28 protein-coding genes and 1 pseudogene are annotated in these 26674 nt (G+C 43.6%); 3 read left to right on the top strand and 26 right to left on the bottom strand.

Annotation, left to right across the window (positions count from 1 at the left end; genetic code table 11):
* Positions 1-29: 29 nt before the first annotated feature.
* The 8 genes from I2H52_RS00955 to cdaA form a co-directional block, all read right to left on the bottom strand.
* Entirely contained in the window at positions 30-1901 is a 1872-nt protein-coding gene (locus tag I2H52_RS00955; protein ID WP_045616827.1) for an ABC-F family ATP-binding cassette domain-containing protein, read from the bottom strand.
* Positions 1898-3097: a CCA tRNA nucleotidyltransferase gene (locus I2H52_RS00950; protein ID WP_084824143.1), complete on the bottom strand. Its 1200-nt coding sequence runs from the start codon at positions 3095-3097 to the stop codon at positions 1898-1900. Before I2H52_RS00950 ends, I2H52_RS00955 begins: the two co-directional genes overlap by 4 nt.
* Positions 3094-3861: a 4-hydroxy-tetrahydrodipicolinate reductase gene (gene dapB / locus I2H52_RS00945; protein ID WP_045616825.1), complete on the bottom strand. Its 768-nt coding sequence runs from the start codon at positions 3859-3861 to the stop codon at positions 3094-3096. The genes I2H52_RS00950 and dapB overlap by 4 nt, the downstream gene beginning before the upstream one ends.
* 151 nt (positions 3862-4012) lie before the next feature.
* Positions 4013-4861 (bottom strand): DegV family protein, encoded by an 849-nt coding sequence (locus tag I2H52_RS00940; RefSeq protein WP_045616824.1) that lies wholly within the window; start codon positions 4859-4861, stop codon positions 4013-4015.
* Between the two features lie 2 nt (positions 4862-4863).
* Complete coding sequence (locus tag I2H52_RS00935) at positions 4864-5238, bottom strand: DUF1149 family protein (protein WP_001050092.1); 375 nt, start codon at positions 5236-5238, stop codon at positions 4864-4866.
* Positions 5239-5311: 73 nt separating this feature from the next.
* The gene (gene glmM / locus I2H52_RS00930) at positions 5312-6664 is read right to left on the bottom strand and encodes a phosphoglucosamine mutase (protein WP_045616823.1); all 1353 of its coding nucleotides are present in this window, start codon (positions 6662-6664) and stop codon (positions 5312-5314) included.
* Between the two features lie 28 nt (positions 6665-6692).
* The gene (locus I2H52_RS00925; RefSeq protein WP_195593745.1) at positions 6693-7475 is read right to left on the bottom strand and encodes a YbbR-like domain-containing protein; all 783 of its coding nucleotides are present in this window, start codon (positions 7473-7475) and stop codon (positions 6693-6695) included.
* Positions 7462-8319, bottom strand: coding sequence for a diadenylate cyclase CdaA (cdaA, locus tag I2H52_RS00920; RefSeq protein WP_001011078.1), 858 nt, complete (start codon positions 8317-8319; stop codon positions 7462-7464). Before cdaA ends, I2H52_RS00925 begins: the two co-directional genes overlap by 14 nt.
* Before the next feature lie 136 nt (positions 8320-8455).
* Here cdaA and I2H52_RS00915 point away from each other — a divergent pair, with 136 nt between their 5' ends.
* Positions 8456-9424, top strand: a complete 969-nt coding sequence (locus tag I2H52_RS00915; protein WP_045616821.1) for an NAD(P)/FAD-dependent oxidoreductase — start codon at positions 8456-8458, stop codon at positions 9422-9424.
* A 31-nt stretch (positions 9425-9455) separates the two neighbouring features.
* Here I2H52_RS00915 and whiA read toward each other — a convergent pair whose 3' ends face one another.
* The 10 genes from whiA to I2H52_RS00865 form a co-directional block, all read right to left on the bottom strand.
* On the bottom strand, positions 9456-10367 hold the full coding sequence (gene whiA / locus I2H52_RS00910; RefSeq protein ID WP_045616820.1) for a DNA-binding protein WhiA: 912 nt from the start codon (positions 10365-10367) through the stop codon (positions 9456-9458).
* Complete coding sequence (locus tag I2H52_RS00905) at positions 10364-11341, bottom strand: YvcK family protein (protein WP_001231065.1); 978 nt, start codon at positions 11339-11341, stop codon at positions 10364-10366. The genes whiA and I2H52_RS00905 overlap by 4 nt, the downstream gene beginning before the upstream one ends.
* Positions 11338-12228 carry an RNase adapter RapZ gene (rapZ, locus tag I2H52_RS00900; RefSeq protein ID WP_045616819.1) on the bottom strand — a complete coding sequence of 297 codons (891 nt, stop codon included), beginning with the start codon at positions 12226-12228 and terminating at the stop codon, positions 11338-11340. Before rapZ ends, I2H52_RS00905 begins: the two co-directional genes overlap by 4 nt.
* A gap of 51 nt (positions 12229-12279) precedes the next feature.
* On the bottom strand, positions 12280-12660 hold the full coding sequence (locus tag I2H52_RS00895) for a RidA family protein (RefSeq protein ID WP_001140428.1): 381 nt from the start codon (positions 12658-12660) through the stop codon (positions 12280-12282).
* Between the two features lie 9 nt (positions 12661-12669).
* Positions 12670-13257, bottom strand: a complete 588-nt coding sequence (gene yihA, locus I2H52_RS00890; RefSeq protein WP_000405196.1) for a ribosome biogenesis GTP-binding protein YihA/YsxC — start codon at positions 13255-13257, stop codon at positions 12670-12672.
* Positions 13258-13265: 8 nt separating this feature from the next.
* Complete coding sequence (gene clpX / locus I2H52_RS00885; RefSeq protein WP_002874765.1) at positions 13266-14498, bottom strand: ATP-dependent Clp protease ATP-binding subunit ClpX; 1233 nt, start codon at positions 14496-14498, stop codon at positions 13266-13268.
* Positions 14499-14529: 31 nt separating this feature from the next.
* Positions 14530-14700: a hypothetical protein gene (locus I2H52_RS00880; protein WP_000442251.1), complete on the bottom strand. Its 171-nt coding sequence runs from the start codon at positions 14698-14700 to the stop codon at positions 14530-14532.
* Positions 14700-15206 (bottom strand): dihydrofolate reductase, encoded by a 507-nt coding sequence (locus tag I2H52_RS00875; RefSeq protein ID WP_033606214.1) that lies wholly within the window; start codon positions 15204-15206, stop codon positions 14700-14702. The genes I2H52_RS00880 and I2H52_RS00875 overlap by 1 nt, the downstream gene beginning before the upstream one ends.
* A gap of 118 nt (positions 15207-15324) precedes the next feature.
* On the bottom strand, positions 15325-15999 hold the full coding sequence (gene cmk / locus I2H52_RS00870; RefSeq protein ID WP_195593742.1) for a (d)CMP kinase: 675 nt from the start codon (positions 15997-15999) through the stop codon (positions 15325-15327).
* Positions 16000-16008: 9 nt separating this feature from the next.
* Complete coding sequence (locus I2H52_RS00865) at positions 16009-16515, bottom strand: SAG1386/EF1546 family surface-associated protein (RefSeq protein ID WP_195593739.1); 507 nt, start codon at positions 16513-16515, stop codon at positions 16009-16011.
* A gap of 45 nt (positions 16516-16560) precedes the next feature.
* Here I2H52_RS00865 and I2H52_RS00860 point away from each other — a divergent pair, with 45 nt between their 5' ends.
* Entirely contained in the window at positions 16561-16764 is a 204-nt protein-coding gene (locus tag I2H52_RS00860) for a ferredoxin (RefSeq protein ID WP_162279337.1), read from the top strand.
* A gap of 75 nt (positions 16765-16839) precedes the next feature.
* Here the strand turns inward: I2H52_RS00860 and I2H52_RS00855 are convergent.
* The 6 genes and pseudogenes from I2H52_RS00855 to I2H52_RS00830 form a co-directional block, all read right to left on the bottom strand.
* Positions 16840-17806: pseudogene (locus I2H52_RS00855) on the bottom strand (glycosyltransferase family 2 protein).
* Between the two features lies 1 nt (position 17807).
* The gene (gene galE, locus I2H52_RS00850) at positions 17808-18827 is read right to left on the bottom strand and encodes a UDP-glucose 4-epimerase GalE (RefSeq protein ID WP_001156532.1); all 1020 of its coding nucleotides are present in this window, start codon (positions 18825-18827) and stop codon (positions 17808-17810) included.
* Between the two features lie 101 nt (positions 18828-18928).
* Entirely contained in the window at positions 18929-20032 is a 1104-nt protein-coding gene (locus tag I2H52_RS00845; RefSeq protein WP_045616817.1) for an NAD(P)/FAD-dependent oxidoreductase, read from the bottom strand.
* A 16-nt stretch (positions 20033-20048) separates the two neighbouring features.
* Positions 20049-20846, bottom strand: a complete 798-nt coding sequence (locus tag I2H52_RS00840; protein ID WP_195593737.1) for a Nif3-like dinuclear metal center hexameric protein — start codon at positions 20844-20846, stop codon at positions 20049-20051.
* The gene (locus tag I2H52_RS00835; protein ID WP_045616815.1) at positions 20833-21510 is read right to left on the bottom strand and encodes a tRNA (adenine(22)-N(1))-methyltransferase; all 678 of its coding nucleotides are present in this window, start codon (positions 21508-21510) and stop codon (positions 20833-20835) included. Before I2H52_RS00835 ends, I2H52_RS00840 begins: the two co-directional genes overlap by 14 nt.
* Before the next feature lie 207 nt (positions 21511-21717).
* Positions 21718-24054: a cation-translocating P-type ATPase gene (locus I2H52_RS00830; RefSeq protein ID WP_195593727.1), complete on the bottom strand. Its 2337-nt coding sequence runs from the start codon at positions 24052-24054 to the stop codon at positions 21718-21720.
* A gap of 132 nt (positions 24055-24186) precedes the next feature.
* On the opposite strand from I2H52_RS00830, the gene I2H52_RS00825 reads away from it, so the two are divergent.
* Positions 24187-24936 carry a lysophospholipid acyltransferase family protein gene (locus tag I2H52_RS00825; RefSeq protein ID WP_045616813.1) on the top strand — a complete coding sequence of 250 codons (750 nt, stop codon included), beginning with the start codon at positions 24187-24189 and terminating at the stop codon, positions 24934-24936.
* 42 nt (positions 24937-24978) lie between these two features.
* On the opposite strand, the gene I2H52_RS00820 is transcribed toward I2H52_RS00825, so the two are convergent.
* Both I2H52_RS00820 and I2H52_RS00815 read right to left on the bottom strand, forming a co-directional pair.
* Positions 24979-25671, bottom strand: a complete 693-nt coding sequence (locus I2H52_RS00820; protein WP_195593724.1) for an alpha/beta hydrolase-fold protein — start codon at positions 25669-25671, stop codon at positions 24979-24981.
* Positions 25652-26662 (bottom strand): ABC transporter substrate-binding protein, encoded by a 1011-nt coding sequence (locus tag I2H52_RS00815; RefSeq protein WP_195593721.1) that lies wholly within the window; start codon positions 26660-26662, stop codon positions 25652-25654. Before I2H52_RS00815 ends, I2H52_RS00820 begins: the two co-directional genes overlap by 20 nt.
* Positions 26663-26674: the final 12 nt, after the last annotated feature.

Raw genomic sequence — 26674 nt, 5'->3', positions numbered from 1 at the left:
TGTCATAATGACAGGAGTTTTCTATTCACCTAACTATCAAAGTCACTTAGGTATTCATAGCGCTCGTATTTTTCAAGGAGTTCTTCGTTTTTCTCGTCTAACTCTTTCTGAAGCGTCGCCAATTTGCCAAAGTCAGAGCCATTTGCCTGCATCTCTTCTTCAATAGCAGCGATACGATTTTCCAAGGCTTCAATATCCCCTTCAATGCTTGCCCACTCCTGCTTTTCTTGGTAGGTCATGCGTTTCTTGTCTTCACGGACTTTGACTACTTTTTCCTTTTCGGCCTTTTGCACTTGATTGGCCATATCAGTTTCAAAGGCTTTTTCATCAAGGTAGTCGGTGTAATGACCAAAGAAAGGACGAATCTTGCCATCCTCAAAAGCGAGAATCTTGGTCGCTACCTTATCCAGGAAATAACGGTCGTGGCTAACTGTCAATACAGGCCCTGAAAAGCTCTGCAAGAAATTCTCTAAGACTGTCAAAGTCGCAATATCTAGGTCATTTGTCGGCTCGTCCAAAAGAAGAACATTTGGTTTTTCAAGGAGTAGTTTGAGGAGATAAAGGCGTTTTTTCTCTCCACCAGACAATTTCTCAATCAAGGTTCCATGCGTCGAACGTGGAAAGAGGAATTGCTCTAGCAACTCAGCGATGGAAGTCGTAGAACCACCACTAGTCTTAACCTCTTCTGCTACTTCCTGCAGGTAATTGATGACCCGTTTGCTTTCATCCAAGCCTTCGATTTGTTGAGAAAAATAGGCGATACGAACGGTTTCCCCTATCACAACTTGACCTGCTGTCGGCTCAAGAATTCCTGCAATCAGATTAAGTAGGGTAGATTTTCCAACACCGTTGTCACCAACGATACCGATACGGTCTTTGGCCTGCACCAAGAGGTTAAAATCTTGTAAAATCGGCTTGTTCTCATAAGCGAAGGAAACATCTTTAAACTCGATGACCTTCTTACCAATCCGACTGGTCTCAAAGTTCATGGTTAAGTCTGTCTCAGTAGGATTATCTGAAACTTCCTTTTTCAAGTCGTGGAAACGATTGATCCGAGCCTGCTGCTTGGTCGCACGCGCTTGCGGTTGTCTACGCATCCAAGCCAATTCTTGTTTGTAAAGTTGTTCCTTTTTGTGAAGGAGAGCGGCATCGCGTTCATCCTGTTCGGCTTTGAGGCGAACATAGTCCTGGTAATTGCCCTGATACTCGGTCAAGCCTGCTCGGTCCAACTCGAAAATCCGCGTTGATAGTGCATCTAGGAAATAACGATCGTGGGTGATAAAGAGAACTGTCTTCTTGGAATTTTTCAAAAAAAGAGTCAGCCACTCAATGGTCGCAATGTCCAGGTGGTTGGTTGGCTCGTCCAGAAGCAAGAGGTCGTGGTTTCCTAGGAGAACTTGCGCCAACTGAACCCGTCTTCTCAGACCGCCTGACAATTCACCAACTGGAGTCGACAAGGCCTGAATACCTAGCTTGCTGAGGACCGTCTTGACCTGGCTTTCAATTTCCCAAGCTTGGAGAGAATCCATCTCTGCCATGACCCGTTCCAAACGAGCCTGCTTGTCCTCACTGTAGTTGAGCATGATTAACTCATATTCACGAATGAGCTGGATTTCCTTGAGGTCGCTGGATAGAACAGTATCCAAGACCGTCTTGCTATCATCAAAATCTGGATTCTGAGTCAAGTAGCCAATCTTGTAGTCATTCTTAGCCGAAAAGGGACTGACATCCCCATCAAAGCCAGAAACACCAGAAAGAACATCTAACAGAGTGGTCTTACCAGTCCCATTGACACCAATTAGACCGATTCTGTCCAAGTCATGGATGATAAAGGAAATATCCTTAAAAACTGTCTTGTCACCAACGGATTTGCTTAGTTTTTCAACGATAAAATCACTCATTTTTTCTCCCTCAGATAAGCATGGATGGCTTGACGGTCATTTTCCAATTCTCCATCGACAATGGCAAACTCAATCACTGTTAAAATCTCTCCCAAGTCTGGTCCTGGCTGGTAACCATATTCCTTAATCAAAATTCCACCGTTAATCTGGATTTCTTTCTTATCATGAATGGTCAAACTCTGGTAAGTTTCTGTAATGGCTTGTGGATTAACTGCTTTTCCTTGAGCCTGACGAAGACTTTCAGCTTGTAGAAGGGAATCCAAGTCAAAGCGGTAACAATCACGCTTGCTCAAGTCTCCCTTTTCACGCAAAGCTAAAATAGTCAGTAAATCCTGAACCTGCTTGGCAAACTGGCGTGAGGTCTTCCAATGTTTCAAAAATGGCTGTGCATCTTTAATCTCCAAAGCCCACAATAGAGCTGTCCAGGCTTGTTCGGAGGATTCAAAAGTGAAATCAGTCTCCAAATCAAACAGTCTGTTGAGCTTGTCCTGGTTTCCTGACATATCTGGAAGATAGTCATAAGCTCGACTCTCAATCATGGAAGACAGACCAACTCGCCAAAAAGGTGCCCGCAAGAGCTTATCAAACTCAACGAAGGTGCGTTCCACAGAAATTTTCTCCAAGAGTGGTGTCAAAGTCTTCATCGCTTCAAAAGTTTCTGACTCAAGTTTAAAACCGAGACTGGCCTGAAAACGGAAACCACGCATAATGCGCAGAGCATCTTCGTTGAAACGCTCACTAGCCACTCCAACTGCTCGCAAGACTTGATTTTTTAAATCTTCTAATCCATAGAACAAGTCAATGATTTCGCCTGTCTCGTCCAAGGCAAAGGCATTAACCGTGAAATCACGGCGCTTGAGGTCTTCTTCTAGCGAACGCACAAAGGAAACCGCGCTGGGTCTGCGATAGTCCACATAGACATCTTCGGTCCGAAAGGTGGTTACCTCATACTCCTCGTCCCCTTCTAAAACTAAGACGGTTCCGTGCTCGATTCCAATATCGGCTGTTCGTGGAAAAATCTGCTTGGTTTCTTCTGGATAAGAAGACGTCGCGATGTCCACATCATGGATGGGGCGATTGAGTAGGGCATCTCTGACGGAGCCCCCAACAAAATAGGCCTCAAAGCCTGCTTCTTTAATTTTTTCTAATACTGGTAAAGCCTTCTGAAATTCAGAAGGCATTTGCGTTAATCTCATAATAAGTGTTCTAATCCATAGACAAGCTCATGACGCTTGATAACTTCTTTGATTCCCAAATTCACCCCTGTCATGAAGGAGCTGCGATCATAGGAGTCATGACGAAGGGTCAATCCTTCCCCCTGATTGCCAAAGATGACTTCCTGATGGGCTACCAAGCCTGGTAGACGGACTGAGTGTATGCGCATGCCATCAAAGTTAGCACCACGAGCACCTGCAATCAATTCTTCCTCATCAGGCGCACCTTGCTGAATAGACTCTCGAACTTCTGCCATTAACTCGGCAGTTTTAATAGCTGTTCCACTCGGAGCATCTTTTTTCTTGTCATGATGGAGCTCGATAATCTCCACATTTGGGAAATATTTGGCAGCCTGCACCGCAAATTGCATCAGCAAGACAGCTCCCAAGGCAAAGTTAGGGGCAATCAAGCCACCCAAATCTTGTTCACGAGAAAATGCTTTTAGTTCTGCAATTTCTTCACTAGTGAATCCTGTTGTTCCAACTACTGGAGCAAAGCCATTTTCAAGAGCAAAGCGTGTATTTTCGTAGGCAACGGCTGGTGTAGTAAAATCCACCCAAACATCCGCTTCAAAACCAGCCAAGTCAGCCTTATCATTGAAAACAGGAATTCCCTGCCATTCTGACTCAGACTCAAAAGGATCCAAAACTGCGACCAAGTCCAAGTCTGGATCAGCCAAGACCATCTGACAAGCAGCCTGGCCCATCTTTCCCTTAAAACCGGCAATAATTACTCGAATACTCATCTCTACTCCTGACTAAGATACAAAGGACGCTAGCTGCCCATGAAAAATAGGGAATGGCGCTGACTTTCCATGAAAGGCAAGACAGACATCTTTTTTCAAGAGGCAGGTAGGCCGTGTTCAATTGCTAAGATACAAAGCCTGTAAGAACAATTTAGACGATTGGTGTATAGCTCAAGGCGATACTACCTTCTCCAAGGTGGGTCCCAATGACACTACCAAAGGTTTCAATTGGAATTTCAGCAGTCACACCACTATCCATCAAAAGCTGACGTAAATCCGCTGCCTTTTGAGGAGCATTGCCATGGATGACTGTTATACGGTAGTTCCCATCTTTTGTCAACTCCTTGATGATTTCCACCAAACGTTTAATTGCTTTCTTTTCTGTACGAACTTTTTCGTAAACTTCAATCACACCTTGGTCATTGAAATAAAGAATAGGCTTGATACTGAGGAGATTCCCTAAGACGGCTGCCCCATTTGACAAACGTCCTCCCTTAACCAAGTGGTCGAGATCATCTACTATGATAAAGGCTGAATTATCAGCAATTTGAATCCCCAACTTCTCCTGAATCTGGGCAAAATCATCGCCTTGTTCTGCCCATTCAAAGGCACTCTCTACCATAAATCCTAGAGGGGAACTTGTGATATGGGTATCTGGAAAGGCAATGGTCAAGCCATCATACTCATCCAACATGTATTGGATGTTCTGATAAAAACCTGAAATTCCTGACGAAAGAAAGAGTCCCAAGACATGGGTATAACCCTCGTCTTTCAAAGAACTAAGAATCTCATCCAATTTGGCAATACTTGGTTGACTAGTTTTAGGCAATTCTACAGACTGAACCATTTTTTGATAAAATTCCTCAGCAGTCAGATTGACACCTTCAACATACTCCTCCCCATCAATGTTAACAGGAATATCCAAGATAAATAGATTCTCTCTTTGCAGCGTCTTCTCCTCTAAATAGGCTGAAGAATCTGTAATGACAGCTAATTTCATGACTAAAACTCCAAATTGATCCCTGGAAGATCCAAGGCGATTTCTGTTACTTCATACGTCAAACGGTTGAGCATGTTCAAACATGGACGTGCCAAGGTTTCGACTTCTTCTTGGTTAAATTCGCTTGGTTCGTTGACAATACGACCTTCCACATGGTTAACTTGGGAAATCGTTCCGCTGATGACAAATTTGTCAAAGACAATCATGAAACTCAAGATAACGACTAAAGAAGTCACTTGATTTTCTTGGTCATGTTGGAGCAACTGAAAGTTCACGTCTACCTTGGTTTCAGGAGCTCCATTTTCATTTTCCCATTCAAAGTTACGAGCATCAAAGTGATACTGGCTAACAAATTCTTGTTCTCGTTTAAGATTCATTTTTCTCTCCCATTGCTACAATTTACTATGCAATTGTACCACATTTTTATCATTTCATCTAGTTTTCTAGGCTTTAGTCAATACCGATTTCATCTTTAACAACAGCAGCAATCGTATCTACATAGTAATTGACTTCTTCTGTTGTAGGTGCCTCTGCCATAACTCGCAAGAGAGGTTCGGTACCACTTGGGCGAACAAGGATACGGCCGTTTCCTGCCATTTCTCCTTCCATCTTTTCGATGATTTTCTTGATGGCTGGTACTTCCATGGCCTTTTCTTTCATAGCATTTTCCACTCGGATATTGACCAGCTTTTGTGGGTAAATCGTTACTTCTGATGCCAGTTGAGACAAGGTTTTACCGGTTTCCCGTATAACTTTTGTTAGTTGAACGGCAGTTAACTGTCCATCACCTGTCGTATTGTAATCCATCAAGATAACGTGACCAGACTGTTCACCACCAAGGTTGTAGCCTGATTTTCTCATTTCTTCGACAACATAGCGGTCACCAACAGCAGTCACTGCCTTGTTAATACCAGCACTCTCCAAGGCCTTATGGAAGCCAAGGTTAGACATAACCGTTGTCACGATGGTGTTTTGAGCCAACTGTCCTTTTTCAGAAAGGTATTTCCCGATGATGTACATGATCTTATCACCATCGACGATGTCGCCATTTTCATCGACAGCAATCAAGCGGTCACTGTCTCCGTCAAAGGCCAAACCAATAGCTGACTGGCTTTCTTTGACCACCTCTTGAAGAGCTTCTGGATGTGTAGAACCCACATTCAAGTTGATATTAAGACCATCCGGTGTCTCACCGATAACAGTTATTTGAGCTCCAAGGTCTGCAAAGATTTGACGGGCACTTGTAGATGCTGCACCGTTTGCTGTGTCCAAGACCACTTTCATTCCTTCAAGAGGAGTTCCAGTTGAAACAAGGTAGCCCTCGTACTTACGCAAACCTTCTGGATAGTCCACCAAGGTTCCTAAACCTTCTGCACTTGGACGAGGAAGGGTGTCTTCGGTAGCATCTAGCAAGGCTTCGATTTCAGCTTCTTTTTCATCATCAAGTTTGAAACCATCCCCACCAAAGAACTTAATTCCATTATCAAGGGCTGGGTTGTGGCTAGCGGAAATCATGACACCTGCACTGGCTCCCTCAGTTTTTACCAAGTAAGCTACTGCTGGTGTTGCAAGGACACCAAGTTTGTAGACGTGAATCCCTACAGAGAGGAGACCTGCCACCAAGGCAGATTCTAGCATTTCTCCTGAGATACGTGTATCGCGTCCTACAAAGACTTTAGGAGCTTCCGTTTCATGTTGACTGAGGACATAACCACCAAAACGGCCTAGTTTAAAAGCCAATTCTGGTGTCAGTTCTACGTTTGCTTCTCCACGGACTCCATCGGTCCCAAAATATTTACCCATTTTATTTATCATCCTTTTCTATTATTTATTATTGTTTAGACGAATCTGATTTTGTTTCTGAACTCGTTGAAGACGAACTGCCTTCTGAAGAACTTGTTGACGAGTTACTTGAACTAGACGTTGCTGTTTTTGTAGTAATTTTCATAGTTGTGTCAAACGGCATAATGACGCTTGGTAAGACATTTCCATTTTTATCGACTGCTTGTAGAGGCACAGAGGACGAGTAGTTTCCAGTTATCCGTTCACTCGTCGGTAAGATGGCAATGACACGATCTACTTTGGAGAGGGTTTCCTCATCACTAATAACCGTTACTTTTTCATCTGATACAGTAACGGTATCGATTTTCACGCGAGAATCAATCTGACTAGGGTCAATCTCCGGCACAACAATGACATTGTCCCGTTTTGCTTTTTTACCGACCTTCACTGTTATCTTTTGCGGTGTCGCAACAGCCGTCAAACCGCTCGGAAGATTTTCAATGGTTAGAGGAACTTCGATGGTTCCTACACTGGCATCAGAAAGATCAGCCGTCACCTTAAATTTGCGGGTACTTTCCTGCATTTCGCTCGCCAAAGCAACTCTGTTTGACCCTGTCAGAAAGACGGTCACTTCAGATGTAAAGCCACTAATAAAATACTGATCTCTGTCGTACTGAATATCGATTGGGACATTAAGAACCGTATTGGTATAGGTTTCCGTCTGCACTTGTCTAGCACTATTATTATTCTGATAGTTTGTAGAAGTCGCATAGATAAAGAGGATGCAGGCGAAAAAGAAGGAAGAAATGATATAAAGACTATTTTTTCTCATGTTTCAATCCTCCTAGCAAGCGCTCTTTCAGACCTTGCTTTTTCTCTGATTTTGGAAGTAAGATTCTTCTCAATTCAGATTCAAACTCTTCCAAGGTCAAATCGTGCTTAAAGACTCCATTATAGGTGATGGAGATTCCACCCGTTTCTTCCGAAACCACAAAGGTAAGAGCATCTGACACTTCCGACAAACCAATCGCCGCCCTGTGACGCGTTCCAAACTCCTTGGAAATCCCGGTATCTTCAGTCAAGGGTAGATAGGCTGAAGTTACAGCAATTCGGTCTTCCTTGATAATGACAGCACCATCATGCAAGGGAGTATTGGGAATGAAAATATTGATAAGCAATTCAGCCGAAATTTTAGCATCTAAAGGGATCCCTGTCGAGATGTATTCCTGCAAGGTTCTTACTCGCTGAACCACTACAAGCGCCCCAATCTTACGAGGACTCATGTATTCAACTGATTTCACAAATGCACGAACCATCTGCTCTTCCGCACTAATAGGGGCATTGGAGAAGAAATCAGTAGCCCGACCCAATCGCTCCAAACCAGTCCGAATCTCTGGTGAAAAGATAACCACCGCTGCAATCACCCCGTAGGTGATGATCTGATTGATCAACCAAGAAATAGTCGTTAAACCAATCATATTGGAAAGAATCTGGGCTAGAATAAAAACTAAGACTCCACGGACCAATATCATAATCTTGGTGCCTGCAATAGCTTTAGTAAAATGATATAAAATATAAGTCACAATGAGAATATCAATCAGATTGGTGACTATACTCCAAGGACTTGAAAACAAACTCGTCCAGTATTGTAAATTGGATAATTGTTGAAAATTCATCCTTGGCCTCCTCCCTGTCAAAACACTTTACTCATTATTATACCATTTTTTGCCCATTTTTTCCCTATCCTACCTCATTTTAAATTAAGCAAAAATATGATAAAATAAACTGATTAGAAAAAACAAAGGAGAAATCATGTCTCAACTCTATGATATTACCATTGTAGGTGGCGGTCCTGTCGGGCTCTTTGCTGCCTTTTACGCCCACCTACGCCAAGCCAATGTTCAAATCATCGACTCCCTTCCCCAGCTCGGTGGTCAACCAGCCATCCTCTACCCTGAAAAGCAAATCCTTGACGTGCCAGGTTTTCCAAACTTAACTGGGGAAGAGCTGACCAATCGCTTGATTGAACAGCTAAACGGCTTTGATACCCCTATTCACCTCAATGAAACCGTTCTTGAAATTAATAAACAAGATCAAGGATTCGCCATTACAACCAACAAGGGAAGTCACCTGACTAAAACCGTTATCATTGCTATGGGTGGTGGCGCCTTCAAACCACGTCCGCTCGAATTGGAGAACGTTGAGGACTATGAAAATATCCACTACCACGTTTCCAACATTCAGCAATACGCTGGCAAGAAAGTGACCATCCTTGGTGGTGGGGACTCAGCAGTGGACTGGGCTCTGGCTTTTGAAAAGATTGCGTCAACTACCCTTGTTCACCGCAGAGACAATTTCCGCGCCTTAGAACACAGTGTGCAAGCTCTACAAGAATCATCTGTAACCATCAAGACACCGTTCGTTCCTAGCCAACTTCTCGGAGATGGAAAAACACTCGACAAACTAGAAATCACCAAAGTCAAATCAGATGAAACCGAAACTATCGAAGTAGACCATCTCTTTGTCAACTATGGTTTCAAATCATCTGTCGGCAATCTTAAAAATTGGGGTCTGGACCTCAACCGTCACAAGATTATCGTCAACAGCAAGCAAGAATCCAGCCAAGCAGGTATCTACGCCATTGGGGACTGCTGCTACTATGAAGGTAAGATTGATTTGATCGCTACAGGACTGGGTGAAGCTCCAACAGCTGTTAACAATGCCATTAACTACATCGACCCAGAACAGAAAGTTCAACCCAAACATTCGACCAGTTTATAAGAAAAGAACCACGAATCAACGATTCGTGGTTTTATAGTTCATCTGCAATCTTGTTTATTTTTCTGAGTCTGTGGTTGACACCACTTTTGGTCAAGGGATTGCTCAGGCTATCTGCCAACTGCTGGATAGAGTAGTCTGGATGCTGAATCCGCAACTGTGCTACCTCTTGCAAATCCACGGGTAAATTTTCCAAACCCATTCTATCTTTGATTTTACTGATATTGTTGATGGTCTTCATACTGGCAGAAACCGTCCGAGCAATATTAGCTGTCTCGGCATTATTAGCCCGATTGAGATCGTTACGGGTTTCACGCAAAATCTTGACGCGCTCAAAATTATCACGCGCCTGCATGGCCCCAATCACAATCAAGAAATCCATGATGTCCTCTGCACGTTGGAGATAGGTAACTGCACCTTTCTTTCGCTCAATAACCTTGGCATCCAACAAAAACTGCTGAAGGAGAGAGGCCAATCCTTGGGCATGGTCCAGATAAACGGAACTGATCTCCAACTGGTACTTGCCAGACTCAGGATCTCGAATACTACCATTTGCCAGAAAGGCCCCACATAAGTAAGCACGTCCAGCCTCCTCATCTGCTAAAATATCGGGATCAATACCCGTCTCCAAACCAAAGAAGGAATCCGCAAGTCGCAAATCAACTAAAAGCTCCTGCACTCTCTCATCGGTATAGACCGTATAGACACGATTCTTACGAAGATTGCTTCTCTGATGGTGACGAATCTCTGACTTGATGTCATAAAAATGGAGAAAAGACTCATAGAGATGCCGAGCCAACTTGGCATTTTCAGTCACGACGGACAAGGTTAGGCCAGAAGTCGAGAGACCGATACTGCCAGACATCTTGATGATGGCTGATAATTCATGACGACTGAGATGGTGTTGACCAAGAATTTCCTCTTTTACTGCAACTGTAAAACTCATTTTCTCACCTGTATAATGCGCATCAATTCGTCTACAATCAAATCGCCATCATGGAAGGCTCCTCCATTTTCCAAACGAAGGAAGTTGGATGAAATCACACGAGGAACCTGCTTGCAAAGACCAGAAAAATCATGCTCTACCTGAACCAAATATTCATCAAAACGGTTGGTATCCATGTATTCTCTAGGAACCTTTTCGATATTAACCAAGACCGTATCAATAAAAGGCCGACCTAAGTGTCGATGGAGGACTTCCACGTGGTCACTGTCTGAAAAGTGCTCTGTTTCCCCACGCTGGGTCATGATATTGCAAACATAGGCGATCTCCGCCTTAGTCTCCAAGAGAGCCTGCCCGATCTCCTCAATGACAATATTTGGCAAAATCGATGTAAAGAGGGAACCAGGCCCCAAGACAATCATGTCACTCTCTAGAATAGTATTGACTACTCGACGGCTGGCTTGGGGTGTTTCATCATCCAGGGTATTGGTCACATAGACATGGTCAATCATTCCTGGATGATCTGCAATATGGCTCTCACCCGCCACCTCTGAACCGTCTTTAAAGACTGCATGCAGTGTCAAAGGCTGATCGCTTGAGGGGTAGATTTTTCCTGTTGTGTGGAAAAAGAGACTTAGCAGCTGCATGGCATTATAAGTGGACCCTTGCATTTCAGAGAGCCCTGCTATGATGATATTCCCCAGTGGATGACCCGCAAATGCTCCGGCCTCTTCTGAGAAACGGTACTGAAAAACCTTCTCATAAAACTTGGGCATATCTGACATGGCCACAAGGACATTACGGAGATCACCTGGTGGTGTCAGCTGTTGGATATTCTTTCTTAGCTCACCAGAAGATCCACCATCATCAGCTACCGTTACGATGGCTGCAATCTCAACATCCTTTTCTCGCAAGCTTTTCAAAATGACGGGGATACCTGTTCCTCCACCAATTACCGTTATCTTTGGTTTTCTCATGAACGGTTTACCGTTTCCTTTCTTCTGTCTTTGTCACGATGGCTTTCATTGACAGGCCAGTTTTTAGCAAGGTCCTCAGCGATTCGTTTTGCAAAGGCAACACTACGGTGCTGTCCACCTGTACATCCTACTGCAATGGTTAAAACAGACTTGCCTTCTTTTTTGTAACTTGGCAAAATGGGTTCAATCAAAGCGAGTAAGTGCTGATAGAAACTTTCAGACTCTTCATGATTCATCACATAGTCATAAACTGCTTGATCCTCACCTGTCTGATTGCGGAGTTCCGGAAGGTAGTATGGATTTGGCAAAAAACGGACATCAAAGACCAAGTCCGCATCGATAGGAATACCATACTTGAATCCAAAAGACATGACCTCGATACGGAAAGACTGGGCTTGTTCTTGGTCTGAAAATTGCTCAGCAATGGTTTTACGAAGTTCACGTGGGGTGAGTTCTGTCGTATTCACCACATTTTGGCTCATGTTTTTCAAAGGTGCCAAAAGTTCACGTTCCAGCTTAATGCCATCTAAAATTCGACCATCTGCAGCAAGTGGGTGACTCCGTCTGGTTTCCTTGTAACGGGCTACCAATTCCTTATCTGCTGCGTCTAAAAAGAGGATTTTGAAGTCCAAATCATCTTGGTTTTCCAATTCATCCAAAACAGCCTGAATCTCTGAAAAGAAGGAACGACTACGCATATCGACTACCAAGGCCAGTTTGTGGTCATCGTCCTTGGTCTCTACCAACTGCAAAAACTTTGGCAAGAGGGCTGGCGGCATATTGTCAATGGTAAAATATCCCAAATCTTCGAAGGACTGAATGGCTACCGTTTTCCCTGCGCCACTCATCCCTGTCACAATCACCAGGTGAAGTTGTTTCTTTGTCATCTATCTCTCCTTATATCAAAAAAAGTTTGGCAGAGCCAAACTTCAACTAGCTTATCCAATCTCTGCGATCACTTCAATTTCGACTTTTACATCACGAGGAAGACGTGCAACCTCTACAGCTGAACGAGCTGGGAACTCCTCTTTAAAGGCAGTCTGGTAAACCTCGTTAAAAGGAACAAAGTCATTCATATCGCTCAAGAAACAAGTTGTTTTGACAACATGGTCAAAGTCTGTTCCTGCTTCTGCCAAAATAGCACCAATATTTTTCAAGACTTGTTCTGTCTGTTCTTGGATTGTTTTTCCTACAATTTCTCCAGTTTCAGGAGATAGGGGAACTTGACCGCTAGCAAACAAAAGATTACCAACGATTTTCCCTTGAACATATGGTCCGATTGCTTTTGGAGCTTTGTCTGTATGAATTGTTTTTGCCATTTCTTTCCCTCACAATTTTTCTAATATTGCATCCCAAGCCTGATCCATCCCTGCCTTGCTGACAGATGAAAAGAGAATGAAGTCGTCACTTGGGTCAAAGTTTAATTTCTTTTTGATTGCTGATTCGTGCTTGTTCCACTTACCACGGGGAATCTTGTCCGCCTTGGTCGCAACGATGATAACCGGAATCTCATAATACTTGAGAAATTCGTACATCTGCACATCATCTGCTGACGGGTCGTGGCGGAGATCCACCAAACTGACAACCGCACGGAGATTTTCCCTAGTCGTCAGGTACTCCTCAATCATGCGCCCCCACTTTTCACGCTCCTTTTTGGAAACGCGGGCATAGCCGTAACCTGGTACATCCACAAAACGCATCTTGTCATCAATGTTAAAGAAGTTGAGCAACTGAGTTTTACCAGGTTTTCCTGATGTACGAGCGAGATTCTTGCGGTTGAGCATGGTGTTGATAAAACTAGACTTCCCAACATTTGAACGCCCTGCAAGGGCAATCTCTGGCAGGTCATCCTGCGGATAGTGGGATTTATTGGCCGCACTGAGCAAGATTTCAGCATTGTGTGTATTGATTTCCATAGTCACCTCTAGGCTGTTTCTAGGATTGGTTTTTCCGTTCCATCGACAGCTTCTTTCGTGATGCGGACCAATTTCACATTTTCCTGACTTGGCACTTCAAACATAACATCTAGCATGGTTTCTTCAATGATTGAGCGAAGACCACGCGCACCAGTTTTGCGTTCGATGGCTTTATTAGCAATCTCTTGAAGGGCTTCGTCGTCAAATTCCAACTCAACGTCATCATAAGAAAGTAAGGTTTGGTATTGTTTCACCAAGGCATTTCTTGGTTCTTTCAAGATGCGAACCAAGTCATCGACCGTCAATTGCTCAAGAGCAGCAAAGACAGGCAAGCGTCCAATCAACTCAGGGATAATACCGAATTTTTGAATGTCTTCTGCGATGATTTCTTGCATGTAGGAGCTGTTTTCGTCAATCGCCTTGTTATTTTGGCCAAAACCGATAACTTTTTCACCCAGACGTTGTTTAACGATTTCTTCGATGCCATCAAAAGCACCACCTACGATAAAGAGGATATTCTTGGTATCCACCTGAATCATCTCTTGTTGTGGATGTTTGCGTCCTCCTTGAGGTGGCACGCTAGCGACAGTTCCCTCGATAATCTTGAGAAGGGCTTGTTGCACCCCTTCACCCGAAACGTCACGTGTGATAGACACATTCTCGCTCTTCTTGGCAATTTTGTCAATTTCATCCACGTAGATAATCCCGCGTTCTGCACGTTCGATATTAAAGTCAGCAGCCTGCAAGAGTTTGAGGAGGATGTTTTCCACGTCCTCACCCACATACCCAGCTTCAGTCAGAGCTGTCGCATCTGCGATAGCAAAAGGCACGTTCAAGCTCTTAGCCAAGGTCTGAGCCAAGAAAGTTTTCCCAGAACCAGTTGGGCCAATCATCAAGATGTTTGACTTCTGCAAATCCACATCTTCTGACTCTTCACGCGTATCGTGAAAATTAATACGTTTGTAGTGGTTGTATACAGCCACTGCCAAGGCACGTTTGGCACGATCCTGACCAATCACATAGTGATTTAAGATATTGAGGAGTTCGATTGGTTTTGGTACTTCAGACAAGTCTGCCAAAACTTCCTCAGCCAACTCCTCACGAATGATTTCCTGGGCCAACTCCACACATTCATTACAGATAAAGGCGTTGTTCCCAGCGATTATTTTCTTTACTTCTTCTTGGCTTTTGCCACAAAATGAGCAATAAACCATCATATCATTTTTCCTATTTGTAGGCATGATTTCCTTCCATTCTAATTTATCATTCTATCTAAAATAAGTTCATGTAAAAAGCATGAATACTGTTTACCAGATTGGTAAAGGCATTCAACCAGAGTAAGGCAGACAGTCCATAGCGCTTCTTACGAAAAGCCTGTGCTCCAGTCAAGATACAGATTACACACAAAAAAGCTGTGAAAAATCCAAATATACTGCGCTCCATTAGACTTCCTTTCTATCTCGGTATTCGATGGTAAAATCATAGTCGTTTTTCTCATCTCGGGTGTAAGATTTGCTTGCGACCGTCTCAAAACGAGACAAGTCAAACGCCTCAGGGAAATAGGTATCTCCCTCTATCTGAGCATGAATCTGTGTCACGATGATTTCATCTAAATAAGGCTCAAAAGCCTGAAAAATCTGTTTTCCGCCAATGATATAGAGATTTTTTTCTTGACTCTGATACCACGCTAAAACAGACTCCACATCTTGAAATACGAGCGCCCCATCTATGACCTCTTCGCTATTGCGCGTTAAAATCAGGGTTTGCCGTTTTGGAAGCAGACGACGTCCCATGCCATCAAAGGTCACTCGTCCCATCAGTATGGCATGATTTAAAGTTGTTTCCTTAAAATGTTGCAACTCTGCCGGCAAATGCCAAGGGAGACGATTTTCCTTCCCAATCACACCTTTTTCATCCTGGGCCCAAATGGCTATGATTTTCTTTGTCATGCTTCCGTCCTTTTTATTGATATTACTATTTTATCAAAATTCTCCCAAAAAGACTGTTTTGAAACGCGCGCAAAAGAGAGAAAAGGAGCAGGCATCATCTAGCCTGCTCCTCTCGTCCCTAGGACATATATTTTTTTGCTTCTGATTCAATTTTTTCGACCACTTCTTGGATACTTAGTCCAGTTGTGTCAAGATAAACTGCATCCTCAGCCTGCTTGAGAGGTGAGGTTTCACGATGACTATCCTTGTAGTCACGCGCCTCAATCTCTTCTTTCAGCGTTTCAAGGTCTGTTTCAATCCCTTTAGCAATATTTTCCTTGTAACGACGCTCTGCTCTTTCTTCAACAGAAGCCACTAGGAAAATCTTGAGTTCAGCTTGTGGTAAAACAACTGTCCCGATATCACGGCCATCCATGACGATACCACCTTGCTGGGCAATCTCTTGCTGAAGAGAAACCAGTTTCTCACGCACCTCAGGAATGGCAGCAATGCTTGAAACCTTGTTGGTCACTTCATTTTCACGAATCGGATGCGTAATATCAACATCTCCTACAAAAACAAGTTGCTCACCAGTTTCTGAACGTCCAAAACTAATGGGATGTTGATCAAGCAATTCCAAAAGTTGCTCTACATTTCCTGCATCCAACTGGTGCTTAAGCGCTATATAAGTCGCAGCACGGTACATAGCACCAGTATCGAGATAAGTGTAACCAAAATCTTTAGCGACAATCTTTGCAACCGTACTCTTACCACTGGAAGCTGGACCATCAATAGCAATTTGAATTGTCTTCATTCCCGACTCCTATCTTGTCTTAATCACATCACCTGGGTTGGCAAACCAAGATCCAGATGACATGTGAGAAGGATTTAGGGCTTCTAATTGAGCAATGGAAATCCCTGCACGTTGAGCAAGAGCTGCCTCACCCTCTCCAGGATGCACAGTGAGTGTTCCTTCTCCTTCTGTGTGCTCTTCTGAACTGCTCTCTGAAGGAGTTGTTTCAGAAGAAGCTGTTTCCTCTACCTTGCTACTTGAAGATGACGATGCTTCTACTTTAGAACTTGAACTTGTAGAAGGAGACGATGTATCATAGAAGTCCTTCAAAGATGAAGTACGATTGCTTCCTCCGGTTGATAAGTAAATCAATACAACCACCATCGCTACAACGATCACAAAGAAGAGGCTAGCTAGAACTGTTAAGACACGATTCGCAACAGCGCCTTTTCCTTTTTGATTCCGGTGTCGACGCTCTGATCTTGATTCTTCCTCACTATTTTCATAGATATCTTCTTGCCATGGTTCCTTTGCCATACCTTACTCCTTGTATTTTTTAAACTTTCTTATTACAATATAAATATGAAACTCACACTTATACCTGAACGGTGCATCGCCTGCGGGCTTTGCCAAACCTATTCTGAACTCTTTGATTACCATGATAATGGAATCGTTCGATTTTGCGATGATCCAGTTGAATTGCAAAGAGAAATCGCTGAGACCAGCGATGTTCTGGAGGCCATCAAAAATTGTCCTACACGTGCACTCCTAAAAGATCCATCGTAGGAAGCAGGAAATAAATATAATTGATTTTTTCTCATTTTTCCCACACTTACTAGTTTAGCATATTTCTAGGTAAAATTATAGTCTTTTTTGGTTATTTTTTTCCTTCAACAAGAGAAAGATCACTTTTTTCTTTGATGAGGTAGAGTGGTCTTTTTTTGGTTTCTAGATAAATCTTACTGATATACTTGCCCAGAATTCCAATGGTCAGAAGTTGAATCCCCCCAAGAAAGAGAATGACAGCCATCAGAGAGGTCCAGCCAGATGTTGGATTTCCCAAGATAAGAGTCCGAAACACTACAAAAACAGTCATCATAAAAGAAATAAAACAAGATAGAAGTCCAGCTACAAAGGCTATACTCAAGGGGAAATCTGAAAAATTGAGAATCCCTTCAATCGAGTAGAAAAAGAGCTGTCTAAAACTCCAACTGGTCTTGCCAGCCTGTCGTTCAACGTTTGGATAATCAAGATAGTGCATTTTAAAGCCCACCCAGGCAAAGAGTCCCTTAGAGAACCGATTGGACTCGGTCAGGGTTAAAATAGCATCTACCACAGACCTTCTCATCATGCGGAAATCACGGACGCCTGAGGGGAGAGCTACTGGGCTGATTTTTTGCATGAGGCGATAAAAAAGATCAGCACAGAAACTGCGAAAGAGGGGTTCTCCCTCCCGACTAGTTCTCCGTGTCCCAACACAGTCCAAGTCTGCATTTTGGTCTAGTAAGGCTTTCATCTCAAGTAGCATACCGGGAGGGTCCTGGAGGTCTGCATCCATCACAACCACCAGGTCCCCAGTCGCATACTGTAAACCTGCGTACAGAGCTGCCTCCTTCCCAAAATTTCGTGAGAATGAGACATAACGGACCGCAGGATTTTGCTCCCGATAGGCCTTCAAAAGCTCCAAGGTCCCATCGCTTGAGCCATCGTCTACAAATACATATTCGACCTCTGCTCCCAAGTCAGGAAGCAGAGCTTCCACAGACTGATAAAAAAGAGGAAGTACTTCCTCTTCGTTTAGACATGGGACAATGATCGAAATCATCATCTTAGTCTTCAAATCCGTTTGGATGCTTGCTTTGCCAACGCCATGCGTCTTCACACATTTGGGTGATGTCGAGTTCTGCTTCCCAGCCCAGTTCTGCTTTGGCTTTTGCCGGGTCTGAGTAGCATGCGGCGATATCACCTGGGCGACGTTCTACGATGCGGTAAGGAATAGGACGACCCACTGCTTTTTCCATGTTTTGGATAATTTCAAGAACTGAGTAACCTTTACCAGTTCCAAGGTTATAAATGTTTAGACCTGAACCTTTTTGGAGTTTTTTCAGAGCTGCAACGTGACCTTTAGCCAAATCGACAACGTGGATATAGTCACGAACCCCAGTTCCATCTTCTGTATCGTAATCATCTCCAAAGACTTGTACTTGTTCCAGTTTGCCAACTGCTACTTGTGAAACATAAGGCAAAAGATTATTTGGAATGCCGTTTGGATTTTCTCCTAGGTCTCCACTTTCATGCGCTCCGATTGGGTTAAAGTAACGAAGCAAGACCACATTCCATTCTGAGTCAGCCTTGTAGATATCGGTCAAAATTTCCTCTAGCATGAGCTTGGTACGACCGTATGGGTTGGTCACTGAAAGCGGGAAATCTTCTAGGATTGGAACTGTATGAGGATCTCCGTAAACTGTCGCAGAAGAACTGAAAATGATGTTCTTACAGTTGTTTTCTTCCATGGCTTTTAGAAGGCTAACAGTTCCAGCGATATTGTTGTCATAGTAGGCAAGAGGGATACGGGTTGATTCGCCAACAGCCTTCAAACCAGCAAAGTGAATCACACCTGTTGGCTCTTCTTGCTTGAAAATATCTCTGAGAGTATCAGTATCACGGATATCTGCCTCATAGAAAGGAATTTCAACTCCTGTGATTCTTTCAACAACTTCTAAACTTTTACGGTTGCTATTGACAAGGTTATCCACTACAACCACTTGATGACCTGCTTGGATCAATTCAATAACAGTGTGGGTTCCGATAAATCCAGCACCACCAGTTACCAAAATCTTTTCTTGCATCTTTTTTCCTCGATTCTCGGATTATTTTTTCTTATTTTATCATTTTTGATAGGGAATGTCATTTGACATCCTAAACTATCTGCTAAAATTTCAGTAAAATCTTATTCACTTTTTACTCGTTTGACATAGTTTTCAATTGGATATTTTACTGGATCCAAAGTCAACTCCTTGTCTTGAACCAATTGGACTAGATGGTAACCAATGATAGGACCCGTTGTGAGGCCTGATGAACCTAGACCACTAGCTGCATAGACACCTGCTAAACCAGGTACTTGCCCAAAGAAAGGGGAGAAATCACTGGTGTAGGCACGGATTCCCACACGCTCACCCGATGATTTCGCTTCTGCCAAGGCTGGATAGTGAGGCAAGGCCGCATCCTCCATTTGTTGGAGCAAGGTGTCATCTACCGTCAAATCAAATCCCATATCATTTTCATGAGTAGCTCCTAAGGACAATTTCCTACCTGCAAAAGGGATCAAATCCCACTCCCCTTCTGGCATGACAACAGGGTATGATTCCATGTCTTGGGCAAGCTGATAATCTCGGAGTTGCCCCTTTTGGGGACGAACATCTACCTCATATCCTAAAGGTTCCAAAATGTCTCCCAACCAAGCTCCTGTCGCCAAAATAACCTGATCAAACATCTCTTCACCAATCTGGTAACCTGATGCTAAAGGTGTCAGACTCACTTTTTCTTTGAACAGCTTGACTTGACTGGCTTCTAGCAAACGATTCACTAACAGTTGGCCATCTACTCTGGCTCCACCAGAAGCATAGAGCAGGCGGTCGAATCCCTGCAAACCAGGGAATAATTCATTTGCAGACGCTTGGTCTAAAATGGCTAACTGGCCCATCAAGGGAGACTCTTCTCTGCGCTGGAGGGCTAGTTCATAGAGTTCCTCAAGCTTGGATTCGTCCTTTTTCAAGAGAAAAACTCCTGAGCGTTGGTAAAAGTCAATTTCCTGACCAGACTTTTCTAAATCAGCCAACAAATCCACATAAAAGTCAGCTCCCAAGCGCGCCATCTTGTACCAAGCTTTATTGCGTCGTTTGGAAAACCAAGGACTGATAATTCCCGCTGCTGCCTTGGTAGCCTGCCCCTGCCCATGGTCAAAGACGGTTACCTCAAGGTCACTTTCTTTCGAGAGGTAGTAGGCAACTGTTGCCCCCACAATCCCTGCTCCAATAATGGCAACTTTTTTCATTGTCTTCACTTCCTAACTAGATATGGTGGAAAGGATTGGTCGATGCTTGACTAGGCAAAATCTCAATAGGCCAGCCCTTTTCTGCCTTCCATTGGGCAAGGAGCGCAGCAATTTTTTCGACAAAAAGGATTTCGATATAGTGGCCCGGGTCCAGCGCCAACAAGCCATCTGACAACATATCCTGAGCTGTGTGGTAGTAGATGTCACCAGTAATATAGACATCTGCCCCCTTAGCTAAAGCATCCTTGTAGAATGACTGCCCGCTACCACCACAGATGGCTACTCTTGAAATAGGCTTTTGCAAATCAATCTCTTGATAATGTACCATTCGAAGGCTATCTAGACCAAAGACTTGTTTGACATGCTGGGCCAATTCCCCAAATGTCTGAAGCTGAATATTCCCAATACGTCCAATTCCACGTTCAGGGCCTGTTTCCTGCAGATAAGTCGTTTCCTCGATACCTAACATCTGACAGAACCAATCATTGAGGCCATTATCAACGATGTCAATATTGGTGTGACTGACATAAACTGCGATGTCATGCTTAATCAGGTCGATGTAAATCTGATTTTGCGGACGGCTGGCTACCAGATCCTTAATAGGACGAAAGATAGGCGTGTGCTTAACGATAATCAAATCCACACCCTTTTCAATGGCTTCAGCCACCGTCTCTTCACGAATATCGAGGGCAACCATGACCCTTTGGATATCCTTGTCCAAAGTACCGATTTGCAGGCCACGACTGTCACCCTCCATTGAGAATTCCTGAGGACAAAAGTCTTCATAAGCCCTGATTACTTCACTTGCTAGCATAAAGCACCTCCTTGATGGCTTGAATTTTATCTGATAAAATTTGACGTTCCTCCAGATTTTTTTCTGGAATTTGATCAAGGGCAAATTCTAACTTAGCAGCTTCTTTTTGCCATTTTTGGACAAAGACTGGGCTGACTTCTTTGGATAAGAAGGGCCCAAAGCGAACATCACTGGCTGATAGCTTCATTTGTCCTGCTTCCACCACCAAAATCTCGTAGAATTTGCCAGCTTCTTCTAGGATGCTTTCTGCTACGATCTGGAAACCGTGCTCTTGTATCCAGATGCGCAAGTCGTCTTCACGATTATTGGGTTGGAGAATTAAACGTTCTACACTCGCAAGTTTATCCAATCCTTCTTCCAATATGGTAGCAATCAAACGGCCACCCATACCAGCAATGGTGATAATAGAGACTTGGTCAGCCTCTTCAAATGCCGCTAAGCCATTGGCTAAACGAACCTGAATTTTCTCCTTTAGACCGTGATTCTCAACATTTTTCACCGCTGACTGGTAGGGGCCTTCCACCACCTCACCTGCAATGGCGCTTTTGATTTGGCCTCTCTCAACTAACTCGATTGGCAGATAAGCATGGTCACTCCCCACATCTAGTAAAACGGCCCCTTGTGGCACAAAGGAAGCTACCAATTCTAATCTCTTTGAAATCATCTTCTCTCACTTTCCAAAACTCTGTTACCTCTTATTATACCACATTTCATACTCTTCAAAAATCAAATTCAAACCGCGTCAACGTCGCCTTGCCTTACTCAAGTACAGCCTGCGGCTAGTTTCCTAGTTTGCTCTTTGATTTTCATTGAGTATCAGCTAGCAATCTTGCACCTAAAAAGACCGCAATCCACAGATTGCAGCCTTTCTTTATTTTCTGGATTGGTAACGACTAGTTAGAATGAAAATCACGGTAAAGACCAACATCATGGCCCCATAGACAGGCAATGTTTGTCCTGTTAAGGTCGAAATTTCAAGCAACTTTTGGATCATTGGGAAAAGAGCTGTGGCTAGGAAGCCCCCTACTGACCAGACAATCAAGAGGACACGCCAGAGGGTGAATGGCATGCAGGCTCTAAATACGGATAAGAAACCGATTGACCCAAGGAGATAATAGAGGAGGGTTGAGATTTCTAACTCAGACCAACCTTGGCTCGTTCCAAAAATTTTCACAAAGAGAACGCTGAAGACGACCATAAGAGCACTTGGTAGGGCACGAAGCATGGATCTTCTGAGGAAATTTGGCTCGACAGGCTTGATATTTCTCTCAAAAGTCAGAACGAATGGTGGAAACCCTTCCACGAACTGGTCAATCATGGTAATCTGGATTGGAATGAAAGGGAAAATCAAAATCCACTCAGACCGTCCTAGAAGAGCACTGGCGATACAGATGACAGCGAGCAAGAAGGAATAGATGGTCTTTATCAAAAAAATCGGTGCAATATGGGCAATGTTATTGACCACACGACGACCTTCAAAGAGAATCTCAGGAACATCATTAAAGTCAGAGTTCAAGAGAACCAGATTAGCAATCTGACGAGTTGCAGGATCTCCCTCAGCCATTACAATCGAACAATCCGCCTCACGAAGGGCTAGGATATCATTGACTCCGTCCCCTGTCATAGCCGTTGTATGCCCTGCTTTTTTCAGAGTTTGGATGATGAGTTTCTTTTGATGAGGGGAAACACGACCAAAAATTGCTGTTCCCTCAGCCATGGCAATCAATTCCTCATCCGTGATTTTTGAGCAATCTACATAGCTGTGATAGTCCGCAAAACCAGCCTTCTGAGCAATGCTGGATACCGTGACTGGATTGTCACCAGAGATAATCTTGAGCCCCACTTCCTGAGAACGGAGATAGTCCAGCGTCTCAGCTGCTCCTTCTCGAATGGGGTCCAAAATCTCCAGCAAGGCCAGGGCCTGAATATCAGATGGTTTCTGTAGTTTGTGATGATCTAGTTTTTCCTGACTGAGTGCCAAGACCAAGACACGTGACCCTCTCTCCAAGGCCTCTCTGGCTTCTGGGACTTCAGAGTCCAACAACATCTCAGGCGCCCCTAAGAAAACTGTCCCCAGGCCTTCTAACTCCATAGCTCCCCACTTGCGGTCGCTAGAGAAAGGAAGATTCGAAAGCATAGGATAGGCTGCCTGTCCTTGGAAACGCTGGCGAATGGCTTGAGCTGTTGGATTTTTATCCTCACTATGAGCGATATAGCTAGTCAAAATGCTGGCAATAGCCTCGTCACCATAAGTTTCCGTCAGAGGAAGAACAGCCTCCACCTGCATCTTTCCTTGGGTGATGGTGCCTGTCTTGTCCAGACAGAGCATATCCACGCGCGCCAAGGTCTCAACAGAGTACATCTCCTGCACTAGAACCTTTTTCAAGCCCAGCTTGATCACCGCAGTCAAGAGCGAAGTAATGGTCAAAAGGGCGATTCCCTTAGGCAACATCCCCAAAAGGGCTGTTGACGAATTTACTACGGATGACTTGAGGGGTAAGCCTTTTAACATCAAGGCTTCTAGCAGGAGAGCTAGACCAAAGGGAATGATAATCTTCCCAGTAAAACCAGCTAGCTTGTCTAGCGATTTCATGATACGGGAATTGATCGGTTTCACTGTCTTAGCTTCCAGCATGAGTTTGGAAGCATAGTTTTCTGCCCCGACATGGTGAACTTGAGCCAAAACTGCGCCACTGGCTAGGAAACTTCCTGATAAAAGCAGAGCATCCACTTCTTTTTGCACCAAATCACTCTCACCCGTCAGCATGGCTTCATTAACTTCCGCAAAACCTTCTAGAACCAAGGCATCACTAGGAATCTGCTCCCCAGCAGACAAACGAATAACGTCTCCTAGCACCAATTCTTCAGGATTGAGAGCGACTTCTTGACCATCACGAATGGTTTTGACCTTTTCCTTGGTCATGAGATTGAGCTTGTCCACCATGTGTTTGGCCCGTAGCTCGGTCACAATCCCAGAAAAAGCATTAAAACTGATAACGGCAAAGAAGACCAGATTGCTCCAAGCCTGCACAAAGACCAGCGCTAGAGCAATAACAAAGTTTAATGCGTTAAAAAGTGTGAAAACATTTCGTTTGATGATTTGCCAAGTACTGGTACTGGCTGAAGCGGTAAAGTCATTGACCAAACCTTGAGCCTGTCTTTCCTTGACTTCTCTTTGGGTTAATCCCATAATCTTATTTTTATCCATAAATTCTATCATATCATTTTTTTTAAAAGAATTCTAATCCCATCTAAAACTGTTGGCTGATAACTGAAAAAGTTTGCCAGCAGTCTTTTGATAAGGTATAATAATAAAAGCAATACAATCGAAGGAGATCTCATGTTTTATACTTATTTGCGTGGACTAGTCATGCTAATCTTGTGGTCCATCAATGGCAATGCCCACTATTACAATACTGATAAAATCCCTAGTCGAGACGAAAACTATATCCTCGTCGCACCTCATCGTACCTGGTGGGATCCTGTTTACATGGCTTTTGCGACCAAGCCAAAACAGTTCATCTTTATGGCCAAAAAAGAGCTGTTTAACAACCGTATCTTTGGTTGGTGGATCCGTATGTGCGGCGCCTTTCCTATCGACCGGGAAAATCCTAGCGCTTCTGCCATCAAGTACCCTATCAACGTCCTCAAAAAAAGCGACCGCTCTCTCATCATGTTCCCAAGTGGGAGCCGTCACTCAAACGATGTTAAGGGTGGAGTTGCCTTGATTGCTAAAATGGCTAAGGTTCGTATCATGCCTGTCACCTACACAGGTCCCATGACCTTAAAAGGTTTGGTTAGCCGTGAACGTGTGGATATGAACTTTGGAAACCCTATCGATATCTCAGACATCAAGAAAATGAATGATGAAGGGATTGAAATGGTTGCAGACCGTATCCAAGCAGAATTCCAACGTTTGGACGAAGAAACCAAGCAATGGCACAATGATAAAAAACCAAACCCGCTCTGGTGGTTTGTCCGAATCCCAGCCCTCATCCTTGCTGTGGTTGTTGGTATCCTAACGATTATCTTTACCTTCATCGCAAGCTTTATCTGGAATCCAGATAAGAAGAGAGAGAAACTTGGTTAAAAAATACAATTATCCCTTGGATTTTACCAAGGGATATTTCTTTTATGCAATTTTCCATTTTTGGGCCAACCAGCTGGAAAAGGCTAGAAATCGCTCAGCCACTTGCTCATGATGCCCATAAGGATCAAAGATAAACTGACCAGTTGGATAACGTTGCTGAAGGCTGGTATGGATCTGCTCAGCATAGGCTGGTGCTTGAGCCAGACGATTGCTATGATGGGCTCCTTCTGTTTGACCATTCTGTAAATACAGCAAACAGTTCAAATTTTTCACCTTTTCTTCCTTGCAATAAGTCACAAAATCAGGAAACCAAAAGGAACCGCAGATAGAGAAGATACAAGAGACCTTGTCAAAATGGAAAAGACTGTATACTGCAGCCAATCCACCTAGTGAATATCCTCCATAAGCAAGGCGATTTTTGTCCAGGAGATAAAGCGACTGCAACTTGTCTAAAAGACCTCCAAATAAATGACCATGATAGGCATTTGCCTGACCGCCAAAATCTGGAGCCCCCTCTCTCAGAGCAGCTGCCTTCCATGGAGTGTAGTCGTCTAGGCGATTTTTAGAGGTCAAGCCCACTAAAATCACAGATTCAGAAAGGGAAGATAGAAAATCCAAGTTTCCATCATTCAAGAGAATAGCTGGATAAGTTTGGTTGGGATCATAGGTCGAAGGAAGGCTGACCTTGACTTGGATCCCTTCCCAATCAAACTCATTATTTATTGATAAAGTCATTTATTTTCTCAAGGGAATCAATCACTGCTGGACCATAGTCCATCAACTCATCGTAAGAAATAGTCATGATTTTTTGATTCTTAATTGCAGGAACGTTTTCCAAAACTTCATTTGCCTTCATCAACTCTACTGCGTTAGCATCCAATTTTTTATTGCGGTCGCTGGTTACATAGATAATCAACTCAGGATCCATTGACACGAGATTTTCCAAGGTCAAGCCTGATGTTCCCGTTGCGACGTTGGTATAACCAAGTTGATTCAACAAGCTTTCTTGCAAAGCAGACTTGTAAGCACCAAAGGTTTCGTCGTTATAAGCAACCATAATCAAAGCCTTTTTCTTTTCACCTTGACTTGCTGGATTAGCTTTCTTAACAGCGTCAATTTTAGCTTGTAATTGAGCTGCGTATTCATTAGCCTTGTCCTGCACATTAAAAATCATTCCAAGATTTTTGACATCTTCTACAATATTCCCCAAATCTTGCTGAATTGTTGAGAGAGAAGCTTTTTGCGTATAGACTGGGATTTTGTTTTCATTCCAAGTGCTAACTGTTCCCAAGGATTTTTCAGAAAACATCATGTTTCGACCCATCACAGCGTCTGGCTCATAAGAAAGGACTGTCTCTTGTGAGACTGTTTTTTTATCGCCAATTTGAGGAATAGTCGCAATCGCGTCCTTGTATTTACCTGTTACAGCATTGTCCGGGTTGAGCATGCCAGCAATTTTATCCTTCAAGCCTAGCTCCAATAAGATTTCAGTGGTTGAAAGATTGTTGGTGATAACTTTTTCAGGTGCCTTGTCAAAGACTTGTTCGACTTCATTTCCCTTAGCATCATATGTCTTGACCGTGAGTGGATAAGTCGTCTCTGTGCTAGCCTTTTGACTTGTTTCTGTGCTAGACTGTGTGGTAGCTTTTTCTGTAGTAGTGTTACCACAAGCTGCCATGGTTAGGGTAGCTACTGTTACGAGTAAAATGCTTAGTGTTTTTTTCATCTTGTTTTCCTT

Source organism: Streptococcus oralis (genome assembly GCF_015561235.1).
Classification (GTDB): domain Bacteria; phylum Bacillota; class Bacilli; order Lactobacillales; family Streptococcaceae; genus Streptococcus; species Streptococcus oralis_BK.
The sequence above is the reverse complement of the archived record's forward strand: the minus strand, read 5'-3'. Positions and strand labels throughout refer to the sequence as shown.